The organism is Allosphingosinicella indica, assembly GCF_900177405.1.
Lineage (GTDB): Bacteria > Pseudomonadota > Alphaproteobacteria > Sphingomonadales > Sphingomonadaceae > Allosphingosinicella > Allosphingosinicella indica.
The window spans coordinates 1,830,098-1,851,991 of sequence record NZ_LT840185.1; the positions used below are offsets into that span (position 1 = coordinate 1,830,098).

20 protein-coding genes are annotated in these 21,894 nt (G+C 66.5%); 14 read left to right on the forward strand and 6 right to left on the reverse strand.

Annotation, left to right across the window (positions count from 1 at the left end):
• Positions 1-26 precede the first annotated feature (26 nt).
• Positions 27-1,736, forward strand: coding sequence for an acyl-CoA dehydrogenase family protein (locus B9N75_RS09050; protein ID WP_085218498.1), 1,710 nt, complete (start codon positions 27-29; stop codon positions 1,734-1,736).
• Here B9N75_RS09050 and B9N75_RS09055 read toward each other — a convergent pair whose 3' ends face one another.
• Positions 1,737-2,186, reverse strand: a complete 450-nt coding sequence (locus tag B9N75_RS09055) for a type II toxin-antitoxin system HicB family antitoxin (protein ID WP_157123764.1) — start codon at positions 2,184-2,186, stop codon at positions 1,737-1,739. It lies immediately after the preceding gene.
• A gap of 256 nt (positions 2,187-2,442) precedes the next feature.
• Between B9N75_RS09055 and B9N75_RS09060 the strand changes: the two genes are divergently transcribed.
• The 4 genes from B9N75_RS09060 (at position 2,443) to B9N75_RS09075 (ending at position 7,035) form a co-directional block, all read left to right on the forward strand.
• The gene (locus B9N75_RS09060) at positions 2,443-3,111 is read left to right on the forward strand and encodes an SRPBCC family protein (protein WP_085218500.1); all 669 of its coding nucleotides are present in this window, start codon (positions 2,443-2,445) and stop codon (positions 3,109-3,111) included.
• Positions 3,112-3,123: 12 nt separating this feature from the next.
• Positions 3,124-4,299, forward strand: coding sequence for a zinc-dependent alcohol dehydrogenase (locus B9N75_RS09065; protein WP_085218501.1), 1,176 nt, complete (start codon positions 3,124-3,126; stop codon positions 4,297-4,299).
• Positions 4,300-4,311: 12 nt separating this feature from the next.
• Positions 4,312-5,088: an SDR family NAD(P)-dependent oxidoreductase gene (locus tag B9N75_RS09070; RefSeq protein ID WP_085218502.1), complete on the forward strand. Its 777-nt coding sequence runs from the start codon at positions 4,312-4,314 to the stop codon at positions 5,086-5,088.
• A gap of 129 nt (positions 5,089-5,217) precedes the next feature.
• Positions 5,218-7,035, forward strand: coding sequence for a DUF885 domain-containing protein (locus B9N75_RS09075; RefSeq protein WP_085219516.1), 1,818 nt, complete (start codon positions 5,218-5,220; stop codon positions 7,033-7,035).
• A 64-nt stretch (positions 7,036-7,099) separates the two neighbouring features.
• On the opposite strand, the gene B9N75_RS09080 is transcribed toward B9N75_RS09075, so the two are convergent.
• The 4 genes from B9N75_RS09080 to B9N75_RS09095 all read right to left on the reverse strand — a co-directional run bounded on the left by B9N75_RS09080 (position 7,100) and on the right by B9N75_RS09095 (position 11,958).
• The gene (locus tag B9N75_RS09080; RefSeq protein WP_172840861.1) at positions 7,100-8,344 is read right to left on the reverse strand and encodes an FAD-dependent oxidoreductase; all 1,245 of its coding nucleotides are present in this window, start codon (positions 8,342-8,344) and stop codon (positions 7,100-7,102) included.
• An 82-nt stretch (positions 8,345-8,426) separates the two neighbouring features.
• Positions 8,427-10,832, reverse strand: a complete 2,406-nt coding sequence (locus tag B9N75_RS09085; RefSeq protein ID WP_085218504.1) for a TonB-dependent receptor — start codon at positions 10,830-10,832, stop codon at positions 8,427-8,429.
• A gap of 145 nt (positions 10,833-10,977) precedes the next feature.
• Positions 10,978-11,325 (reverse strand): GntR family transcriptional regulator, encoded by a 348-nt coding sequence (locus B9N75_RS09090; protein ID WP_085218505.1) that lies wholly within the window; start codon positions 11,323-11,325, stop codon positions 10,978-10,980.
• A 57-nt stretch (positions 11,326-11,382) separates the two neighbouring features.
• A complete protein-coding gene (locus tag B9N75_RS09095) occupies positions 11,383-11,958 on the reverse strand; it encodes a nitroreductase family protein (RefSeq protein WP_085218506.1) in 576 nt (191 codons plus the stop codon).
• 129 nt (positions 11,959-12,087) lie between these two features.
• On the opposite strand from B9N75_RS09095, the gene B9N75_RS09100 reads away from it, so the two are divergent.
• The 9 genes from B9N75_RS09100 (at position 12,088) to B9N75_RS09140 (ending at position 20,466) form a co-directional block, all read left to right on the forward strand.
• Complete coding sequence (locus B9N75_RS09100; RefSeq protein WP_085218507.1) at positions 12,088-13,686, forward strand: peptide MFS transporter; 1,599 nt, start codon at positions 12,088-12,090, stop codon at positions 13,684-13,686.
• A complete protein-coding gene (locus tag B9N75_RS09105) occupies positions 13,686-15,089 on the forward strand; it encodes an amidohydrolase (RefSeq protein WP_085218508.1) in 1,404 nt (467 codons plus the stop codon). The genes B9N75_RS09100 and B9N75_RS09105 overlap by 1 nt, the downstream gene beginning before the upstream one ends.
• Positions 15,086-16,483 carry an amidohydrolase family protein gene (locus B9N75_RS09110; RefSeq protein WP_085218509.1) on the forward strand — a complete coding sequence of 466 codons (1,398 nt, stop codon included), beginning with the start codon at positions 15,086-15,088 and terminating at the stop codon, positions 16,481-16,483. The genes B9N75_RS09105 and B9N75_RS09110 overlap by 4 nt, the downstream gene beginning before the upstream one ends.
• Positions 16,484-16,549: 66 nt before the next feature.
• On the forward strand, positions 16,550-17,248 hold the full coding sequence (locus B9N75_RS09115; RefSeq protein WP_157123767.1) for an NnrU family protein: 699 nt from the start codon (positions 16,550-16,552) through the stop codon (positions 17,246-17,248).
• A 151-nt stretch (positions 17,249-17,399) separates the two neighbouring features.
• On the forward strand, positions 17,400-17,579 hold the full coding sequence (rpmF, locus tag B9N75_RS09120) for a 50S ribosomal protein L32 (RefSeq protein WP_085218510.1): 180 nt from the start codon (positions 17,400-17,402) through the stop codon (positions 17,577-17,579).
• 38 nt (positions 17,580-17,617) lie between these two features.
• Positions 17,618-18,679 carry a phosphate acyltransferase PlsX gene (gene plsX / locus B9N75_RS09125; protein WP_085218511.1) on the forward strand — a complete coding sequence of 354 codons (1,062 nt, stop codon included), beginning with the start codon at positions 17,618-17,620 and terminating at the stop codon, positions 18,677-18,679.
• Complete coding sequence (locus B9N75_RS09130; protein ID WP_085218512.1) at positions 18,676-19,638, forward strand: beta-ketoacyl-ACP synthase III; 963 nt, start codon at positions 18,676-18,678, stop codon at positions 19,636-19,638. Before plsX ends, B9N75_RS09130 begins: the two co-directional genes overlap by 4 nt.
• A 119-nt stretch (positions 19,639-19,757) precedes the next feature.
• Complete coding sequence (locus B9N75_RS09135) at positions 19,758-20,081, forward strand: integration host factor subunit alpha (RefSeq protein WP_085218513.1); 324 nt, start codon at positions 19,758-19,760, stop codon at positions 20,079-20,081.
• A gap of 7 nt (positions 20,082-20,088) precedes the next feature.
• Positions 20,089-20,466, forward strand: a complete 378-nt coding sequence (locus B9N75_RS09140; protein ID WP_085218514.1) for a MerR family transcriptional regulator — start codon at positions 20,089-20,091, stop codon at positions 20,464-20,466.
• Positions 20,467-20,470: 4 nt separating this feature from the next.
• Here B9N75_RS09140 and B9N75_RS09145 read toward each other — a convergent pair whose 3' ends face one another.
• The gene (locus B9N75_RS09145) at positions 20,471-21,835 is read right to left on the reverse strand and encodes an Nramp family divalent metal transporter (RefSeq protein WP_085218515.1); all 1,365 of its coding nucleotides are present in this window, start codon (positions 21,833-21,835) and stop codon (positions 20,471-20,473) included.
• Positions 21,836-21,894: the final 59 nt, after the last annotated feature.

The following is a 21,894-nucleotide window of genomic DNA, read 5'->3' on the forward strand; positions in this document are numbered from 1 at the left end:
GACAGCCGTGCAAGCCGGGGAGCCCGATGACCTATACGCCGCCCATCGCCGAACAGCGTTTCCTCATCGATCATGTCGTGCGGCTGGCGGAGGTGGCGGGGCCGAACGGCTTTGCCGACGCGACCCCCGATCTCGTCGATGCGATCCTGGAGGGCGCAGGTCAATTCGCCGCCGGTGAATTTGCGCCGCTCAACCGGATCGGTGACGAGCTCGGCGCGAAATGGTCGCCGGAAGGCGTGACGATGCCGGCGGGCTTTCGCGAGGCATACAAGGCCTATGTCGAGGGCGGCTGGGGCACGCTCGCGGGGCCGGCCGAGCATGGCGGGCAGGGGCTGCCGCACACGTTGGCGATGGTCGTGATGGAGGATCTGGGTTCCGCCAACATGGGCTTCTCGCTGGCGATGATGCTGACGCCGGGCGCAGTCGAGGCGCTGAAGCATCACGGATCGCCAGAGCTGCAGAAAACCTGGCTCCCCAAGCTCGTCACCGGCGAGTGGACCGGCACAATGAACCTCACCGAGCCGCAGGCCGGATCGGACGTCGGCGCGTTGAAGTCGCGCGCCGTGCCGAACGGCGATGGCACTTATGCGATCAGCGGAACCAAGATCTTCATCACCTTCGGCGAGCACGACCTTGCCGACAACATTGTCCACCTGGTGCTGGCCCGCACCCCCGATGCGCCAGAAGGCACACGCGGCATTTCGCTGTTTCTCGTGCCTAAGATCCTGCCGGATGGGCGGCGCAACGATCTCAAATGCGTGTCGATCGAGCACAAGCTCGGCATCCACGCGTCGCCAACCTGCGTCATGTCCTACGGCGACGAGGGGCAGTGCACCGGCTGGCTGATCGGCGAGGAGAATGGCGGAATGCGCGCCATGTTCACGATGATGAACAACGCGCGGCTCAACGTCGGCCTGCAGGGCGTCTCGATCGCCGAACGGGCGACGCAGCAGGCGGTCGCCTATGCGCGCGAGCGGGTGCAATCGGCGCGCGCGGGCCACGGCCGCGATCCGGTGCGGATCGTCGAGCATCCCGATGTCCGGCGGATGCTACTGCGCATGAAGGCGCTGACGCAGGCGGCGCGCGCGCTGACCTATTATGCCGCGGGGCAGGTCGATCGCGCGACGCTGGGCGACGAGGCGGCGAAGGCGCGGCTCGATCTGCTGACGCCGCTGGTCAAGGCCTACGGCACCGACATCGGCTGCGAAGTCGCGAGCATCGGCGTGCAGGTCCACGGCGGCATGGGCTTCGTAGAGGAGACCGGCGCCGCGCAGCATTATCGCGACGCGCGCATCGCGCCGATCTACGAGGGCACCAACGGCATCCAGGCCGCCGATCTGGTCGGCCGCAAGCTCGGTTTAGCGGGCGGGAGCACCTTTGCGGGGCTGATCGCCGACATGCGCGGCGAAGCTGGCGGCCAGGCAGCGCTAAGCGCGCTCATCGATCTCTGCGAAGCGATCGGCGGGGAACTGCAGGCCGCATCGCCCGACGATCGGCTGGCGGCGTCCTATCCGTTCCTGACGATGCTGTCGGTCGCGGTGGCCGGCTGGCTGATGGCGCGGCAGGCTGCGGTAGCGGACGAATTGGATGGCGACCCTGCCTATCTCGCGATGAAGAAAGCCGCTACGCGTTTCTATCTGGAGCAGGTGGTGCCGGAAGCGATCGGCCTTGCGGCGTCGGCCCGCGCCGGGGCGGAGATGCTCTACGCGATGGACGAGGACATGCTCGCCGCCTGATCAGTGCATCGCGGCGGCGGCGACCACGCGGGTCGAGCGCCGGCGACGAACGACGTTGGCGCGGGGGCGGGCGATCGCATCGATCGCGCGACGGGTAGCGACGGCGATGAAGGAGGCGCGGTCGGTCCCCAGCGCGTCGATCGCACGGAGCAGATCATCGGGAAGGCTCACCTCGACGCGCGACGACTGCCCCGCCTGCTGCGCGGCGACAAGCAGATAGCTCGTCCCTTCGCGATCGATCGCGTCTTCAAGCGCCTTAATGGAGGACGGCTCCGGCACCAGGCCGCCCGCATCGCGCAGGGCGTCGAGGTGGGCGGCCAGCAGGGCGCCGGCGCGATGGCTGAGATCGTGGAAGGACACACCCTGGCTTTCGCAACCGGGCAAATCGGGGAAAGCGATGACATAGCCTGCGCCGGAACGGGTGACACGGGCAGGAAAATATCGGGTCATGGCTTTTTCCACCGGAGAAGATGAACGAGAACGCTAGGAATGCGGAAAGGTTTCCGGGGCGGAACAAAAAACCAAATAAATCCAAGTACATATGCAACATGGGTTAAGATCGACAGACGCGAAACAGTGATTTCGCTTCACGATCAACCACTTGGCCTTTTGGCGTTCGATCCGCTTCCGTAACCAACTGGAATTTAAGCGAAAGCCGCCGGATCGAACCCGAGGCTGCCTCGTTCCTCCGAGCGAGGAGAGCCCTATGACCACCAAATCAAAATCCCGTCCCAAGGCGGACGAGACCAAGCTCACGCGCAACCAGAAGGCTGCCGCCGCGATCGGCATCGGCGCGCTGGCGATTGGCGCCGCCGCAGCGGCGATCGCGGTGCGACGCGACAATCTGGACCGCCCCGGTGACAGCGCCCCCGGCCGCACCGCTCGCCAGCGCAAGTTCGGCGATTTCTCGGTTGTCGGGCGAACGGTGACGATCAATCGTCCGCGCGCCGAGCTGTTCGCCTTCTGGCGCGATTTCACCAACCTTCCCAAGTTCATGGAGAATGTAGAGGCGGTGCAGCCGACGGGGCAGGATCAGTATGACTGGGCGATCGCCGGGCCGCTGGGCAAGACGGTCCATGTCGAGAGCACGATCGTCGAGGAACGCGAAAATGAGCTGATTGCCTGGCGGTCGGTCGAAGGTTCGCAGATCGAGGCCGAAGGCCGCGTCGCCTTTCGCGACGCGCCCGGCGATCGCGGCACCCAGGTGGAGGCGATCATCGCCTACAAGCCGCCCGGCGGCGAGATCGGCCGGCTGTTCGCCAAGCTGTTCCAGCGCGAGCCCGAGATACAGACCCGCCGCGAGCTGCGGCGCTTCCGGATGCTGATGGAGTCGGGCGAGATCGCCACCTCCGCCAACCGGCGCGAAGACGCCTGAGGAGATACGAACATGCGCGCTCTCACCTTTCACGGCACCCAGGACGTCCGCGTCGACACCGTGCCCGATCCCGAACTCGTCAATCCGCGCGACGCGATCATCAAGATCACCTCGACCGCGATCTGCGGCTCCGACCTCCACCTGTACGACGGCGTCATCCCAGGCCTTCTTCCGGGCGACATCCTCGGCCACGAATTCATGGGCGAGGTGGTGGAAACGGGGCCGAAGAGCAGCCTGCAAAAAGGCCAGCGCGTCGTCGTCCCCTTCGTCATCGCCTGCGGAAGCTGCTTCTTCTGCGAAAAGCAACAATATGCCGGTTGCGACAACAGCAATCCGGCCGAAAAGCAGGACATGTCGGAGAAGCTCTATGGCCATCCGATGACCGGTGCGTTCGGTTATTCGCACCTCACCGGCGGCTATTCGGGCGGCCAAGCGGAATATGTCCGCGTGCCATTCTCCGACGTCGGCCCGATCGTCGTCCCCGACGAGCTCGAAGACGACAAGGTGCTATTCCTCTCGGACATCCTGCCCACCGGCTGGATGGCGGCGGAAAATGCCGAGATCGAGGAGGGCGACACGGTTGCCGTCTGGGGTTGCGGCCCGGTCGGCCTGTTCGCGATCCAGAGCGCGCTCATCATGGGCGCCAAGCGCGTGATCGGCATCGACCATTGGCCGGGCCGGCTGGAGCTCGCCCGCAAGCTCGGCGCCGAAGTCATCGATTTCCGCCAGACCGACGTCCGCGAGGCGCTGATGGAGATGTCCGGCGGGATCGGTCCCGATGCGGTGATCGACGCAGTCGGCATGGAGGCGCACGGCTTCGCGATCGACAACATGCTGGATGTCGCCAAGCAGAAGTTCGGCATAGGCGCCGATCGCGCGTCGGCGCTCAAGCAGGCGATCCTCGCTGTCCGCAAGGGCGGGCGCGTTTCGATCCCCGGGGTATATGGCGGGATGACCGATAAATTCCCCCTCGGCGCGGTGATGGAAAAGGGGCTGACCCTCAAAACCGGCCAGACCCACGTCCAGAAATACACCAAGGAGCTGCTGGGCCGGATCGCCAATGGCGAGATCGATACGACCTTCCTCATCAGCCATCGCCTGCCGCTCGAACAAGCGGCCGAGGGCTACAAGAACTTCAAGGAAAACCAGAACGAGTGGACGAAGGTCGTCCTCAAGCCGTTCGGATAAGGAGAGACTGACATGGCATTCCGCCCCCTCGCGATTGTCACCGGCGCCTCGACCGGCATCGGTTTCGAACTGGCCAAATGCTGCGCCGCCGACGGCTATGATCTCATCATCGCCGCCGACGAAGCCGAGATCGAAAGCGCGGCCGAGACGCTGCGCGCCACCGGCGTCTGGGTGCAGCCCGTCCAGGCCGATCTCGGAACGCCCGACGGCGTCGACAAGCTGATCGCCGAGATCGGCGACCGTCCGGTCGATGCGCTGCTTGCCAACGCGGGCCGCGGCCTCGGCCACGCCTTTCTCGATCAGGACTTCGACGAGATCGCCGCGGTGATCGGCGTCAACGTCACCGGCACGGTCGCGCTCGTGCAGCAGGTCGGCCGCGGCATGCGCGACCGCAACAAGGGCCGCATCCTCATCACCGGATCGATCGCCGGCTATCTGCCGGGGAGCTTCCAGGCGGTGTACAACGGTACCAAGGCGTTTCTCGACAGCTTCTCCTACGCGCTCGGCAATGAGCTCAAGGATACCGAGATCACCGTCACCTGCCTGATGCCGGGCGCGACCGAGACCGAGTTCTTCGATCGCGCGCATATGGAGGACACGCCGGTCGGCAAGGACGACAACAAGGCCGATGCTGCGAAGGTCGCCAAGGACGGGTACGAGGCGATGAAGTCCGGCAAGCCCGGTATCGTAAGCGGGCTAGCCAACAAGCTCACCGTCGCCGCCGCGGGCGTGCTGCCAGAGACAGTTCTCGCCGAGCGGCATCGCAAGATGGCGGAGCCCGGCCGCTAGGCTGAGGGCGCTATACCGGCGCGAGACATCGTCCGGTTCGATCTATGCTGTTGACGCGGGTGCGCGGGCCGTCCGATGGTGCGGCCCGCGCATTCGCGCATCGACAGTAATCGAAACGGGATGGATCATATGGACCGGCGGACTTTTCTCGCGTCGAGCGGCGCGGCTGCGCTCTCGGCAACGCTGCTCGCGCGCACGGCCTTTGCGCAGGCGCCCGTTACGGCCGGCCCCGGCGATGCGGCGCTGAAAGGCAAATTCGACGCGATCGTCCAGGAGATGATGAAGCGCAATCCCGGCATCGCCACCATGTTCGGTCTCGACACCGGGCCGAATGCGGCGCTGCGCAGCAAGCTTTCCGATACCTCGCCCGTATCACGCGCCGAGGATGCGGCGGCGCTCAAGCAGGCCATCGCGTCGATCCAGGTCGACAAAAGTCAGCTCTCGCCGCAGATGGCGCTGGATCGCGACGTTATCGAGGCGGTGCTGAGCGACTATGCGGTCGGCCCGACCCGCTTCCAGGTCGATTCCCCGGTCTATCCGTTCCGCATCACCCAGCAGGACGGCGCCTATTTCTCGATCCCCGATTTCCTCAATTCGCAGCATCCGGTGAATAATGCTGCGGATGCGGACGCCTATCTGGCCCGCCTTGAGGCGTTCGCCGGCTCGCTCGACGGCGATACCGAGACGCTGAAAGGCGACGCTGCGCGCGGAATCGTGCCGCCCGACGTCTCCTTCGCGCTCACGCTTGGGCAGATGGAGGCGCTGCGTAAGCCGGCGCCGGCCGAGAGCGGCCTCGCCACGTCGCTGTCCGGGCGCGCCAAGACCAAGAATATCGCGGGCGACTGGAACGGGCGCGCGGCCAAGATTGTCGCCGACAAGGTCTATCCTGCGCTCGACCGGCAGATGGCGCTGGTGAAGCAGCTTCACGCGAAAGGCCGCAAGACCGCGGGCGTGTGGGACATTCCGCAAGGCGAGGCGCTGTATGCTGCCGCTCTTGCCAGCTCGACCACGACGCGGATGACCCCCGATGAGGTCCACAAGGTTGGTCTCGATCAGGTCGCGGAGATCAGCGCGCGGCTCGATGCGATCCTCAAGAAGGAAGGGCTGAGCCAAGGCTCGGTCGGTGCGCGCCTGACCCAGCTCAACAAGAGTCCGGCACAACTCTATCCGGACACTGCTGAAGGCCGGAAGCAGCTCATCGCCGATCTCAACGCCGGCGTGAAGGACATGGAAGGCCGGCTTCCCAAGATGTTCGCGACGCTGCCCGGCGTGCCGATCGAAATCCGCGCAGTGCCGGTCGATATCCAGGACGGCGCGCCAAACGGCTATTACACGCCCGCCGCGCTCGATGGATCGCGGGCGGCGATTTACTGGATCAACCTCAAGAACGTGGGCGACTGGCCGAAATACACGCTGCCGGCGCTGACCTATCACGAGGCCGATCCGGGGCATCATCTCCAGAACAGCGTCGCGACGCAGGCGAGCGACTCGCATCTGCTGCGCAAGCTGAGCTGGTTCGGCGCCTATGGCGAAGGCTGGGCGCTCTATGCCGAGAGCGTCGCCGACGAGCTTGGCGGCTACAAGACCGAGGTCGAACGTGCGGGCTTTCTGCAATCCTATCTGTTCCGCGCGGCACGGCTGGTGGTCGATACCGGCATCCACACCAAGCGCTGGACGGCGGACCAGGCGACCAAATATCTGGTCGAGACCACCGGCTTCCCGCAGCCGCGCTCGCAGCGCGAGGTTGAACGCTACACCTGCTCGCCGGGCCAGGCTTGCAGCTACAAGATCGGCCATATCGCCTGGGTGGAGGCGCGCAAGAAAGCGCAGGCGATGCTCGGCGACCGCTTCGATCTCAAACAGTTCCACGAGGTGCTACGCGACGGCGCGATGCCGCTGACGATGCTGCAGGAAAGGGTGGAAGCCCGCGCGAAGGCACTGGCGTAAGATCGCCGGCCAGCCGCCTCCCGATCGTCAGTCTGGTGACGGGCGGGTGAGGGCGGCGGCTGGCCTAGTGCACCGCCCGCGCCTGCGTTTCGCCTTTGCTGGCGAAGGAGAAGCGCGGTTCGGGCTTGGCCAGTGTGCCGTCCACCAGCGCTGCGGCATAGGCGCCGACGGCGGGGCCGTGCTTGAAGCCGTGGCCGCTGCCGGCGCCGACCAGCACGACGTCGGAGAGCGCCGGGTGGCGGTCGATCAGCAGATCGCCGTTGGCGCTATTCTCATATTGGCAGACGCGCGCCTCGCTCAGCGGACGATCGGCAAGGGCGGGGAAGCGCTTCTTCATGAAGGCGCGGACGTCGGCGAGTGCTTCGGCACGCGGCGTGCGATCGCCGGCGTCCGGATCGATCGGCGGGCCGTGCGCGTCATGCGCGATCTTGAAGCCTCGGTTTTCGAGGTCGGGAAAGCCGTAATAGATGTCGCCGCCGTTGAAGTCCGCCCAGCCGGGAAGGCTGCCGGGCAGATATTGCGTGTCACCGGCCTCGGCAGCGAAGAAGAAGATCTCCTGCCGCGTCGGGAAGATGCGTTTTCCGAGCATCGCAGGGAAGAGTTTGGGCAGCCACGGGCCGCAGGCGAACACGAAGACGTCGCCCTCGATCCGCTCGCCGCCAGTGGTGACGATATGATCAAGCCGCTGTCCCCGGATGTCGGGCGGCGCCACCGCCTTCTGCGCGTAACGCCCGCCCGCGGCGACGAACTCCGCCACCAAAGTCTGCACCGCGCGGCGGGCCATCAGCGCGCCAAACTCGGGCTCGTAGAGGCCGAGCGTCTCATCCTCGAACGCGATCATCGGGAAGCGCTTGCGGAGCGTGGGCGTCTGAATGAGCTCGTGTCGGATGGCGAGGCGGTCGAGCACCGTCGCGCTATCGGTCAGGTAACGTTCGGTCGGGGGGCCGAAGAACAGCACGCCGATCTGGTGGAAGATCGGCAGGCCTGCGCGTGCCGATAGCGATTTCCATTCGGGCAGCGAATCCCGCGCCATCCGCGAATAGACTTCGTCCGCGCCGTAGCCCGCGCGCGTCATCCGCGATTCTCCGCCCGAGGAAGCACGCGCGTGCGACGGGCCCCAGGCGTCGAGCAGTAACACATCGTGGCCGCGCTTCAGGAGGTGGTGTGCGGTCCAGGCACCGAACACGCCGGCGCCGATCACCACGATGCGGCGTGCGCTGCCCGGCCTAGCAGCGCGAAGGATGGCGGGTGTGGCGAGCGCACCGGCCCCTGCGGCGGCAAGCGCGGCGCGCCGGGTGAAACCTGCCATGCGCATCTCCCTGAAAAAAGAAGGGCCGGCGAGTTGCCCCGCCGGCCCAAGCTAACCGCAGTTCCGGCCGTCGCGAAAGCCCCTAGAAGGACTTCCGGACGGTCACGCCGTAGGTGCGCGGCTGGCCGATGTTGAAGCCAAGCCGTGCGCGGCCGCCGCGCTCGCGGTCGAACGAAAGCAGCGGGTTTTCGTCGAACACGTTGTTGACGTAGGCGGTGATGTCGAGCCCGCTTTCCATCTCCACGCCGACGCTGAAATTGACCAGCTGATAGTCGGGAAGCTTCAGATCGATGACCGTCGCCTCGAGCCCGGTCGCGCCGCCGAAGGGCAGGCCGGAGACGAAGCTGCGGATCGGATTCTCCTGGTCGCTCGGCTGCGTGTAGCGGCTGCCGACATGCTGGAACGACGCTGCGATGAAGGCATCGCTGCCCGGTCCGATCGGGAAGGTGTAGCTCGCGTTCGCCGCCATCTGGAACTTCGGCACCGACGGAAGGCGGTTGCCATCGCGGATGCCGCCGATCACCGCGCCGGTGGCGTCGGCCACGGTCGAATCGAACTTGGAGCTCACGTAGCTGCCGTTGACCGAGACATCGAAGCCTTCGAGCAGCCGCGCCGCGAACTCGACCTCGACGCCAGCGGTATGCGCCTTGGGCACGTTGAAGACGATGCGCGACGAGCAGGTGCCCGCGTCGAGCGTGACCTGCAAATTCTTGATGTCGGTGTAGAAGGCCGCCGTGTTGAAGGTGATGCCGCCGAACTGCGACTTCACGCCGCCCTCGTAGTTCCACAGGCTCTCGTCGTCATAGGACTGGAAGCCGCCGAAGATGGCGGCGTCGCCCGGCGAACAGAGCGGCAGGTTGAGCGGATCGTTGACGCCGCCCAGCCGGAAGCCCTTCGAGGCCTGCAGGTTGAGGGTGATGTTCTCCGACGCCTTGTAGCTGGCGAGGAAGCGCGGCGTGACGCCATTGGACCCGGTGGTGTCCGTCCGCCGGTCTCCGTTCGAGAACAGGCCGCCCGAGGTGAAGCTGCGCTCCTCCTCGAAGTCATAGTAACGCGCGCCGGCGGTGAGGGTGAACTGCCCGAAGGAATAGCTCGCCTCGCCGAACACTGCCTTCTGCTCGATGTCGTAGGGCAAATCGGAATTGTAGGGCGAATCCGGGCCGAAGCCGTTGGAGACCGCGGCGGCGGTGCCGGCGCCGAGCGTCGCATCCGTGAAGGCATCATAGCCCGGAGTGGGCAGGCGCTGTTTGTAGAAGCGGTCGATCTTCGAATAGAAGCCGCCGACCAGCCACTGGAACGGCCCCGGCCCGGTCGAGGCGAGGCGGAGTTCCTGGGTGAAGGTCTCCAGCGCGGTGGCATCGACGAGGCCGGAGGGCAGCAGCACCGCCGCATCGGGGAAGCCGAGATCGACCGAAACCGATCCGGTCAGCGCGCTGGCATCGCGGCGGGTGCGGATGCGGCGGTCGATATAACTGGTGACCGAGGTCAGGCCGACCGCTCCGAAATCCACGTCGGCGGTGAGATCGGCGAGCAGGAAATTGTCCTGGAAGCTCTCGTCGGTAAGCAGGAACTGCTGCCGCTCGCGAAACGTCACCGGCGGGCGGGTGGTGGTGAAGGGGTTGGCGAAGAGGTTGTAGACCTCCTGCCGGTTGTAGCCGTTCGCGCGGATTTCCTGATAGACGAGGCGCGGCGTGATCGTGACGTTCTCGGCCGGCTGCAGCATGAAGGCGATGCGCCCGCCGGTGCGGCGGCCGCCGTTGACGTCGGTGTCGATCGTCCCGTCGTTCTTCAGCGCGTTGACGAAGCCGCCATATTCGGTGTGGTAGCCGACGACGCGCACAGCCGCGCTGTCGTTCAGCGGGGCGTTGATCGCGCCCTTGATGTAGCCGCCGAGATCGTCGCCGTTGACGAGGTTGAGGTTGCCCTCGATCGTCCCTTCGACGCGCTCGGTGGTCGGCTGGTTGGTGATGTAGCGGATCGTGCCGCCGACCGAGCCGGAGCCGAACAGCGTGCCTTGCGGGCCGCGCAGCGTCTCGACGCGGTTGAGATCGAAGAGGTCGAGATCGGGCGTGAACAGCGACAGCGAGACGACGGATTCGTCGAGATAGACGCCGACCTGCTCCTTCACGCCCGGCTGGTCGCGGACGACCTGGCCGGCGGACACGCCGCGGATCGACACCTGGCTCTGGCCCGGGCCGAGGTTCTGGATCGCCAGGCCGGCGACGTTGCGCGAGAGATCCTCGATCGTGTTCGATCCGGATTTCTGGATGTCTTCCTGCGTCTGCGCGTTGATCGAAAAGGGCACGTCCTGGATCGTGCTGGCGCGCTTGGTAGCGGTGACGATGATGTCCTGATTGTCGATCACCCCGGGCCCGGCACCCGCCGCGCCGGTTCCGGTCTGGGCCCATGCGGGCGCGGCGATCGCCATCAGTGAGACGGCAGTGGCAAGACGAGCTATAGCGAACGGGCGATCGTGGTGGGCGCGCATCGGACTCTCCCCTAAGAGTGACGATGCGAAATTCCCGGAAAACCGTGGTTTTGCCAAGCGGGCAAACGGCGTGTGGCAGCAAATCCGCGCGCTAGTGGCGGAAATGTAACAGTATCGTAATGAGAGTCTGAATGAAGCGAGCGGCTTAGGCCCGCGTCCGCTCCACGAGATCGTCGACGTCGAGGCCCAGCCGGCGGATATGCGCGGCGATTCCGGGCCAGCGATGCTGGAGAAATTCTTCGCGCTCGCTCGTCCGCAGTCGCTGGGTCGCGCCTTCCGCGACGAACATGCCAACACCGCGTTTCACGGTCACCAGCCCTTCGTCCTGAAAGGTCTGGTAGGCCTTGGCGACGGTGAGCGGGTTGGCGCCATGTTCGGCGGCGAGGCTGCGCACCGACGGGAGGGCGTCTCCGTCGCGGACGCGCCCCTCCAAGATCATCGCGGCGATCGTGTCGCGCAGACGCAGATATACCGGACGTTCTTCCTGACTCATGCCGATATGCTGTCCTAATACACCAGCGCGGTCAAGGAGAAAGTGTTCACTTGGGGTTCACGTGCCCGGCCAGCGCGACAGGATGTCGCCGAGCGCCGGTCGCAACCGCTCTTCAGGTTCGACCGACCGCGTCCCCAGAAAGAAAAATCCCGCTATGCGATCGTTGGCGCTGCCGAATGCGTCGCGAACGATGTCGGAGAAGGCGGCCCAGCCCGTCACCCAGCCCCCCGCATAGCCGAGCGCGTGGGCGGCGAGCAGCAGGTTCATCGCCGCCGCGCCGCACGAAAGCTCCTGCTCCCAGACCGGTATCTTGTGCGGGACGACGGGTGCCGACAGCACAACGATCAGCGTCGGCGCTTGATGCGCGAAAGTGTGCGCGGCTTCGATCTCCAGCCGGCCCGCATCGGGATTGGCGGCGCGATAGGCGCGCTCGAGCAGCGCTGCGAAGGCCGCGCGGTCGGTGACCTCGACGAAGCGCCATGGCGCGAGCTTGCCGTGATCCGGCGTGCGCGCGGCGATCGTCAGGATGCGCTCCAGTTCCGTCGGAGACGGGCCGGGGGCGACGAGATCGCGCGGGCGCGACGAGCGCCGCGTTTCGAGAAGGGAGAGCGGCGAGCTGAGGTCATTGAGCATGGCGGCACCCGCTAGCAGCGTCACGACCGTGCAACAAACGGCTTCACATGCGCGGCTGAGGCGCTAGTCTCCCGGCCCGCACGGCCCGTCGATAGAACGGGCGATCCGCGTATAGGGAGTAGCGAGCCAGTGGCGACCCAACCGTACACCGCCGAGGAAGGGCGTACCTTCCTCGGCCATCCGCGTGGCCTTTTCGTCCTGTTCTTCGCCGAAATGTGGGAGCGCTTTTCCTATTACGGGATGCGCGCCCTCCTCATTTTCTATCTCGTTCAGCACTGGCTCTATTCGGACAGCGAGGCGTCGGTCATTTACGGCGCGTACACCGCACTGGTGTACATCACGCCGGTGATCGGCGGCTATCTCGCCGATCGCTATCTCGGGCAGCGGAAGGCGGTGCTGTTCGGCGCCGTACTACTGACCTTCGGCCACTTCCTGATGGCGTTCGAGGGCGACGGCGGCCAAGGGAGCGCGGCACTAAACATCTTCTGGCTGGCGCTCGCCTTCATCATCGTCGGCTCGGGCTTCCTGAAGGCGAACATCTCGGTGATCGTCGGCCAGCTCTATCCGCGCACCGATCCGCGCCGCGATCCCGCATACACTATCTTCTACATGGGGATTAACCTCGGCGCGGCGCTAGGCGCGATCATCGCCGGCTATCTCGGCCAGACCTACGGCTGGTCCTACGGCTTCGGCGCGGCCGGCATCGGCATGCTCCTCGGCCTCATCGTCTTCATGTGGGGCAAGCCGCTGCTGATGGGCCGCGGGGAATCGAGCGATCCCGAGCGGCTGCGCCGTCCGGTCGCCGGCATTCCGTTCGAATGGATGCTCTATATCGCGAGCTTCGGCGCTGTCGGCGTGGTCTGGGTGCTGATCCAATATCAGGCGCTGGTCGGCACCTTGCTGATGGTCGCGGGCCTGATCCTCGTCGCCTACGTCCTCTACACCGCGGTCTTCAAACTGCCGAAGGAGGATCGCGACCGCATCATGGCCGCGATGTTCCTGATCTTCGGGTCGATCCTGTTCTGGGCTCTGTTCGAGCAGGCGGGCTCGTCGCTCAACCTCTACACCGACCGCGCGGTCGATCGGAACATCTTCGGCATGGAGGTCCCGGCCTCGGTCTTCCAGTCGGTCAATGCCATCTACATCGTGCTGCTCGGCCCGATCTTCGCGGGTCTCTGGCTGTGGCTCGCGCGCCGCGGGCTGGAGCCTTCCGCGCCCGCCAAATTCGGCCTCGCGCTCGTCCAGCTCGGTGCGGGCTTCCTCGTGCTGGTCGCCGGCGCCGCCGCTGCGGGCACGGGCAACCTCACGCCGGTGATTTTCATCTTCCTCATCTACCTGCTGCACACGACTGGCGAACTCTGCCTGTCGCCGGTCGGCCTCTCGGCTATGAACCGCCTGGCGCCCGCGCATATGGCGAGCCTCATCATGGGCACCTGGTTCTTCGCGTCGGCCACCGGCAATTTCGCGGCGGGCCTGATCGCGGCGGCGACCGGCGCGGAAGGCGCGGGGCCGGAGCGGGTGACCGAAGTCTATTCCACCGTCGGCTGGACCGCGGTCGCGGTCGGGGTTGCCGTCATCGTGATTTCGCCGCTGATCAAGAAGCTGATGCACCTCGATACGCTCAAGGACGTCGATCACGCGATGGCGGGTGAGGGCGAACTGGCCGAGCCGCAGGCGGCCGGCGTCAACACCAACGGCGAACTCAAGCCCGGAGAGGCCCACAACTGATGAAACCCAAAGTGATGGCGGGGCTGCTCGCAGCCTCGCTTCTCGCCGGCTGCGCTGCGCAGGCCGACAACAGCCGCCCGGCCTCCGCCAAGGCCGCCCCGCAAGCCTATTCGCGCGATCCTTATCCTTCCACCTATCGTCCCTATCCGGGCGTGCCGACGCTGGTAACCAACGTCACCATCTTCGACGGCGAGGGCGGGCGGATCGAGGGCGGATCGGTGCTGATCGCCGACGGCAAGGTCGTCGAGGTCGGCCAGCAGATCGCCAATCCGGGCAATGCGACGGTGATCGATGGCGCGGGCAAGTGGGTCACGCCCGGCATCATCGATATTCATAGCCACCTGGGCGATTATCCCTCGCCCGGCGTGCAGGCGCATTCGGACGGCAACGAGATCACCGGCCCGGTTCATCCCGACGTCTGGGCCGAACATTCGGTGTGGCCGCAGGATCCGGGGTTCAGCCGCGCGCTCGCCAATGGCGGCATCACGACGCTGCAGGTGCTGCCGGGCTCGGCCAATCTGTTCGGCGGTCGCTCGGTGACGCTGAAGAACGTGCCTGCGCGCACCATGCAGGGGATGAAGTTCCCGGGAGCGCCCTACGGCCTCAAGATGGCGTGCGGCGAGAACCCCAAGCGCGTCTATGGCAGCCGCAACCAGATGCCGGGCAGCCGCATGGCCAATATCGCGCTAACCCGCGCGACCTGGGCGAAGGCGGCCGAGTATAAGCGCAAGTGGGACCGCTACGAGCGCGACGGCGGCGAGCAGCCCGCGCGCGATATCGGTATGGACACGCTGCGCGGCGTCCTCGCCGGCGAGATCAGCGTGCAGAACCACTGCTACCGCGCCGACGAAATGGCCATCATGCTCGATATCGCCAAGGAGTTCGGCTATAAGATCGCCGCGTTCCACCACGCCGTCGAAGCCTACAAGATCGCCGACATGCTGCGCGAGAACGGCACCTGCGGCGCTTTGTGGGCCGACTGGTGGGGCTTCAAGATGGAAGCCTATGACGCGATCAACGAGAATATCCCGCTGGTCCATAATGCGGGCGCCTGCACCATCGTCCATTCCGACGATCCCAACGGCATCCAGCGGTTGAACCAGGAAGCGGCGAAGGCACTTTCCGACGGCCGGCGCATGGGAATCAACATCTCCGACGAGATCGCCTGGACGTGGCTCAGCTACAATCCGGCCAAGGCGATGGGCATCGCCGACCGCACTGGCAGCCTGAAGCCCGGCAAGATGGCGGACATGGTGCTGTGGAACGGCAATCCGTTCAGCGTCTACACGCGGCCCGAGAAGGTCTGGATCGACGGCGCGCTGATGTACGATGCGGACAATCCGAAGCTGCGCCCGGTGAGCGATTTCGAGCTTGGCCAGCCGGGCGAAGGAGACGTGAAATGAGCCGCCGCCTGTTGAGCGCCGCGGCGCTGCTCCTCGCATCCGCACTTGCCCAGCCCGCACTGGCGCAGACCGTGGCGATCACCGGCGGCACAGTCGCGATCGGCGACGGATCCGAGCCGATCCCGGGCGGCACCGTGGTCGTCCGCAATGGCCGTGTCGTCGCGGCCGGCGCGGGCGTCGCCGTGCCCTCGGGCGCGCAGGTCGTCGATGCGACCGGCAAATGGGTGACGCCGGGGCTTGTCGCGGGCTTCTCGCGGATAGGCATCGTCGAGGTCGATGCGGTCTCGGGCACCAACGACACACGGGCCAACGGATCGCCGTTCAGCGCCGCGATCAGCGTCGCGCCCGCGGTCAATCCGCGCACGACGTCGATCTCGGTCAGTCGCGCCGCGGGCATGACCCGTGCGGTGGTCGCGCCGGTCACCGCGAAGAGCATCTTCGCGGGGCAGGGGGCGGTGATCGACCTCGGCGACGACATGGATGCGGTGATGCGTGCGCGCGCCTTCCAGTTCGTCGAGTTCGGCGAGCAGGGTGCGGAGGACGCCGGCGGCAGCCGCGCGGCGGCGCATACTCTCTTCCGCAACGCGCTGCGCGAGGCGCGCGACCTGGCGCGGGGTGGCCGTGGCGATCGCCTGCCGATCGCCGGACGCGGCACGACGCGCGAGACGATCCCGCTCGAGGATGCGCCCGACAACAGTCTGCTCAATCCGGGTCTCAGCCGGCCGGACGATGTGCTGCTGACCCGCTTCGACGCGGCGGCGCTGGTGCCGGTTCTGCAGGGGCGTCAGCTTCTCCTCATCCATGTCGAGCGGGCGAGCGACATTCTCCAGATGCTGAAGCTGAAGGAGGAGTTTCCGGCGCTTCGAATCGTCCTCGTCGGCGCTGCCGAAGGATGGACCGTCGCGGATCGCATCGCCGCCGCACGCGTGCCGGTGATCGCCAATGCGTTGGTCGATCTGCCCGGCAGCTTCGAAATGACGGCGGCGACCCAGTCCAACGTCGGGCGGATGCGCGCTGCGGGCGTGGATGTCGCGCTCGGCATGATCAACGACGACGAGACGCGGCAGATCCGCCTGCTGACGCAATATGCCGGCAACCTGGTGGCGCTTGGCAAGGTGCCCGGCGCGACCGGGCTGACCTGGGGTCAGGCGCTGGCGACGATCAGCTCCGCGCCGGCCGAAGCGATGGGCATGGGCGGCGAGATCGGCTCGCTCCGCTCCGGCCGCCGCGCCGACGTGGTGATCTGGGACGGCGATCCGCTCGAGCTTACCAGCAACGTTGATTGGGTGATGATCGACGGTGTCCAGCAGCCACTGCAGAACCGCCAGACGCGCCTGCGCGATCGCTACCGCGATCTCGACGAGGCGCAATTGCCCAAGGCCTACGACCGTTGAGCTGGACCCCGGTGGTCGCCGGGGAACGGGCTTCGCTACAGCAATAAACACGGCTAGTGTGGCGCAGTGACTCCGCTCGACGCTCTTGCCGTGTTTACCGCGCTGTTCGTCGGCACGCACCTGCTGATGTCGCATCCGTGGCGCGCGGGGCTGGTCGCGCGGCTGGGCGAAAAAGGCTTCCTCGGCGTCTATTCGCTGGTGTCCTTCGTCACGCTCGGCGGCATGGTCTGGGGGTGGCGGGCGATCGAGGACAGCCAGCCCTTGTGGATCGCGCCGCTCTGGTGGCTGAACGCCGCCTCCTGGATCCTGCTGCTCGCCTCGATCCTGCTGATCGGATCACTGCGCTCCAACCCAGCGTTTCCAAAGCCCGGAGCCGCCAGCGCCGCGATTGGCCCGGCGCGCGGCGTCTTCGCGATCACGCGCCACCCGATGAACGTCAGCTTCATCCTCTGGGCGCTGATCCACCTCTCGATCTGGGGCAGCCCGCGCAACCTGATCGTCGCGGGTGGCATCCTCATTCTCGCGCTCGCCGGCTCGATCGGGCAGGACCGCAAGAAGGAGCGCTTGCTCGGCGATGCCTGGCGCGATTGGGAGGCGCGAACGTCGTTCCTGCCATTCGCCGCGCTCGCATCCGGCCGTGCGCGCTTGCGCGATTGCTGGCCCGGCGCGGTGGCGCTGCTCGGCGGGCTCGCCTTCTGGCTGGCGGTCACCTATTGGCACGCGCCGCTCTTCTCGCCGATCGGCTGGCTGCGGCCGGACCTGTGAGCGATGCGCTTGCAACCGGGGCCGAATTCGCTATAGGCGGCACTCGCTCAGCGAGCATCCGGCCGCCCAGGCCCGCGGCCCTCACGGCCGTTGGTCATCGGCTTCCGCTCGCCCGACCCTGAACTTTTGACCAGTTGGAACAGGTGCCAAGATGGCCGTCCCCAAGAGAAAAACTTCGCCCTCCAAGCGCAACATGCGCCGCAGCCATGACAGCCTGAAGGCGGTCAATTTCCAGGAATGCCCGAACTGCGGCGAACTGAAGCTGCCGCACAATCTGTGCGCGGCCTGCGGCCATTACAACGGGCGTGAAGTCACCTCGGCCGAGGCCTGATCCGCACGTCCACGCCGAACAATCGGGAGAGCAATCCGGTGGGCAGCGCGCCGCGAATCGCACTTGACGCGATGGGCGGCGACGCCGGGCCTGCCGTCATGCTCGCCGGTGCTGCGCGTGCGCACGAGCGGCGCGGCGATCTTAGCTTCCTGCTGTTCGGGGACGAAGCCACGCTTAAGGGCGAGCTGGCCAAACATCCTGCGCTCGCGACGGCGAGCGAAATCGTCCATTGCGAGGATGTGATCGGCGCGAGCGATAAGCCGAGCCAGGCGATCCGCCGCGCCAAGACGACATCGATGGGCCGCGCGATCGCCGCGGTGAAGGCACAGGACGCACACGCCGCGCTCTCCGCCGGCAACACCGGCGCGCTGATGGCGATGTCCAAGCTAGCGCTGCGCACGATGCCGGGCATCGACCGGCCGGCGCTCGCGGCGCTGCTGCCGACGCTGGGCGACAATGATCTCGTCATGCTCGATCTCGGCGCCAATACCGAGTGCGATGCGCGCAACCTCGTCGAATTCGCGGTGATGGGATCGGCCTTCGCCCGCGTGGTGCTGGAGCTCGATCGCCCGCGCGTCCGCCTGCTCAACATCGGCACCGAGGAATTGAAGGGCACCGGCGAGCTCAAGGAAGCGGCCGCGACGCTGCGCGCATCGACCCACCTCCACCTCAGCTTCGAAGGCTTCACCGAGGGCGACAAGATCGCGCGCGGCGATGTCGACGTGGTCGTCTCGGACGGCTTCTCCGGCAATATCGCGCTCAAGACGGCGGAGGGCACCGCGCGCTTCGTCACCGATCTGCTGAAGCGCGCCTTTACCAGCTCGGTCCGCTCGAAGATCGGCTTCCTGATTTCGCGCCCAGCGACCGAGCTGCTGCGCCACCATCTCGATCCCAACAATCACAACGGCGCGGTGTTTCTCGGCCTCAACGGGCTGGTGGTGAAGAGCCACGGCAATGCGAATGAGGCGGGGGTCGCCAACGCGATCCGCGTCGCCGCGCGGCTCGTGCGCGAGGATCTGACCCGCAAGATCGCCGAGGATCTCGAGCTGGTCTCCGCCAAGAAGGCGGCCGCCGCAGCAGCCGCGGCGGCCGCGCAATGACCCGCCGTTCGGTTATCACTGGCACCGGCTCGGCGCTTCCGCCGCGCCGCGTGAGCAACGCGGAACTGGCACGCGAGATCGACACCAGCGACGAATGGATCGTCGAGCGCACCGGCATTCGTGCGCGCCACATCGCCGCGGACGGCGAGACGACCGCGACGCTCGCCGCCGACGCGGCGCGCAAGGCGCTGGAGGCGGCCGGCATCGCCGCGTCCGACATCGGCCTCATCGTCCTTGCCACCGCGACCCCCGACCAGACCTTCCCGGCCAGCGCGACGCGCGTACAGACCATGCTCGGCATCGACGACTGCATCGCCTTCGACGTCGCGGCGGTGTGCACCGGCTTCCTCTACGCGCTCGCCGTCGCCGACAATATGGTGAAGGGCGGCATGGCCGACCGTGCGCTCGTCATCGGGTCGGAGACGTTCAGCCGCATCCTCGACTGGGAGGATCGCGGCACCTGCGTCCTCTTCGGCGACGGTGCCGGCGCACTGGTGCTGGAGGCGCAGGAGGGCGGCGATGTCGGCATCCTCGCCAGCCGGCTCCACGCCGACGGGCGTCACAACGATCTGCTCTACGTCGATGGCGGTCCCTCGACCACCGGCACCGTCGGCAAGCTCCGCATGAAGGGGCGCGAGGTGTTCCGCCACGCCGTCGTCAACCTTGCCGAGGTGATGAACGAGGTGATGGCCGCGGCGGGGCATGCGCCGGACGAGATCGACTGGCTGATCCCGCATCAAGCCAACAAGCGAATCCTTGACGCGACCGCCAAGAAGCTCGGCCTTTCGCCGGACAAAGTGGTGGTCACGGTCGATCAGCACGCCAACACTTCCGCCGCCTCGGTGCCGCTCGCGCTCGACACCGCGGTGCGCGACGGGCGCGTCAAGAAGGGCGATCTCATCGTGCTGGAGGCGATGGGCGGCGGCTTCACCTGGGGCGCGTCGGTCATACGTTACTGATCCGCAACGACTTCATTGGTCGGACGGCCCGCCTCGCCCCGTCGGCAAACGGCAATTGCGCCAAGTCCCAAGCTGCACTAAGCTTTTTGCCTCTTTAGCTATTGGGGGCGGAGTGAAGAATGGCCGATGCGGGGACCATCCGTAAGACTGACGCAGGCACGCTGACGCGGGCCGACCTTGCGGAAGTGGTGCATTCGGAGATCGGCCTGTCGCGCGCCGACTCGGCCGGCATCGTCGAGCGCGTGCTTCATCACATGTGCTCGTCGCTCGCGAACGGGCAGAATGTGAAGATATCCGGCTTCGGCAGCTTCATTCTCCGCGACAAGGGCCAGCGGATCGGCCGCAATCCCAAGACCGGCGTCGAAGTGCCGATCGCACCGCGCCGGGTGCTCACCTTCCGCGCAAGCCAGATCATGCGCGAGCGCATCGTCGACGGCGGCTGATCGCGCGGTGGCGGAACCCACCCGAAAGAGCGACCAGGCTTTCCGCACGATCGGCGAGCTTGCGAACGAACTGGGGGTTCCGCAGCATATCCTGCGCTATTGGGAAACGCGCTTCCCCCAATTGAAGCCGCTGCAGCGCGCCGGCAACCGCCGCTACTATCGCACCGCCGATGTCGCGCTGGCGCACCGCATCCACCGCCTGCTCAACGCTGACGGCTACACCATCCGCGGCGTGCAGCAGTTGCTTGCCGGCGGCGCGGCGGATGACGCGCCGACACCGTCGCCAGCAACCCCAACGGCCTCCGCGGCCGCAGCGGGCCCGGCATTTCCCGCACAGGAACTCCGCGCACTCCGGGAAACACTTCGCGCCGCGCTCGACGGCTAGCGCATCAGTGCAGAATTGGTTCGCCTGATAGCACCACGTCCCACAGCAGCTTGAGGTTGAGCGCGACGATCACCGACGCGATCGTCCAGGCCGCGAGCTTCACCCACAGCGGGTTGACGAACTGGCCCATCTTGGTCCGGTCGCTGGTGAACTGGACGAGGGGAATCACCGCGAAGGGAAGCTGCATGCTGAGGATCACCTGGCTCAGCACGAGCAGCTTGGCGGTGCCGCTCTCGCCATAGATTGCCGCGACGATCACCGCGGGGACGATCGCCAGCATCCGCGTCACCAGCCGCCGCAGCCACGGCGGCAGGCGGATCGAAAGGAAGCCTTCCATCACGATCTGGCCCGCCAGTGTCGCCGTGATCGTGCTGTTCTGGCCGGAGGCGAGCAGCGCCACCGCGAAGAGCGTGCTCGCCGCCGCCGCGCCGAGCGCGGGAGCGAGCAGCTCGTGCGCGTCCTGGATCTCGGCGATGTCGGTATGTCCGGCGGCATGGAAGGCGGAGGCGGCGAGGATGAGGATCGAGGCGTTGACGAACAGCGCCAGCATGAGCGCTACCGTGCTGTCGATGGTCGCGAACTTCACCGCCTCGCGCTTGCCTTCGGGCGAGGGGTCGAAGTCGCGCGTCTGCACCACCGATGAGTGCAGGTAGAGATTGTGCGGCATCACCGTCGCGCCGAGGATGCCGATCGCGATGTAGAGCATCGTCGGATCGGTGACGATCTCCTTGCTCGGCACGAACCCGCCGAGCACCTCGCGGATCGCGGGCTGGGACAGGAAAAGCTCGTAGGCGAAGCACAAAGCGATGATGATGAGCAGCGCGACGACGAACGCCTCGAGCCGCCGGAAGCCGCGCTGCTGGAGCATCAGGATCAGCAGCACGTCGAGCGCGGTGATGCACACACCCCAGACGAGTGGTATGCCGAACAGCAGTTGCAAGGCGATCGCGGTGCCGATCACCTCGGCGAGATCGCAGGCGACGATCGCCAGTTCGCACAGGATCCAGAGCATGAAGCCGACCGGGCGGCTGTAATGATCGCGGCACGCCTGCGCGAGATCGCGCCCGGTGACGATGCCGAGCTTGGCGGCGAGCGCCTGCAGCAGGATCGCCATGATGTTGGAGAGGAGGATGACCGACAGCAAAGTGTAGCCGAACGCCGATCCACCGGCGATGCTGGTCGCCCAATTGCCCGGATCCATATAGCCGACCGCGACGAGATAGCCGGGCCCGGCGAAGGCGCCGAGCTTGGTCCAGAAGCGCGCGTCCTTGGGGATACTGACCGAGCGATATGATTCGGGAAGGCTCGGCCCCGCGCGGTCGATCCGCCAGCCGTTGCGGCCCAGAACATCGTCGATCGGATCGCTCATGCGCGTCTTAAGCCTCGACGCAACAAATTAGTCAAAGCTAAATTTGTTCCTCACGGTGC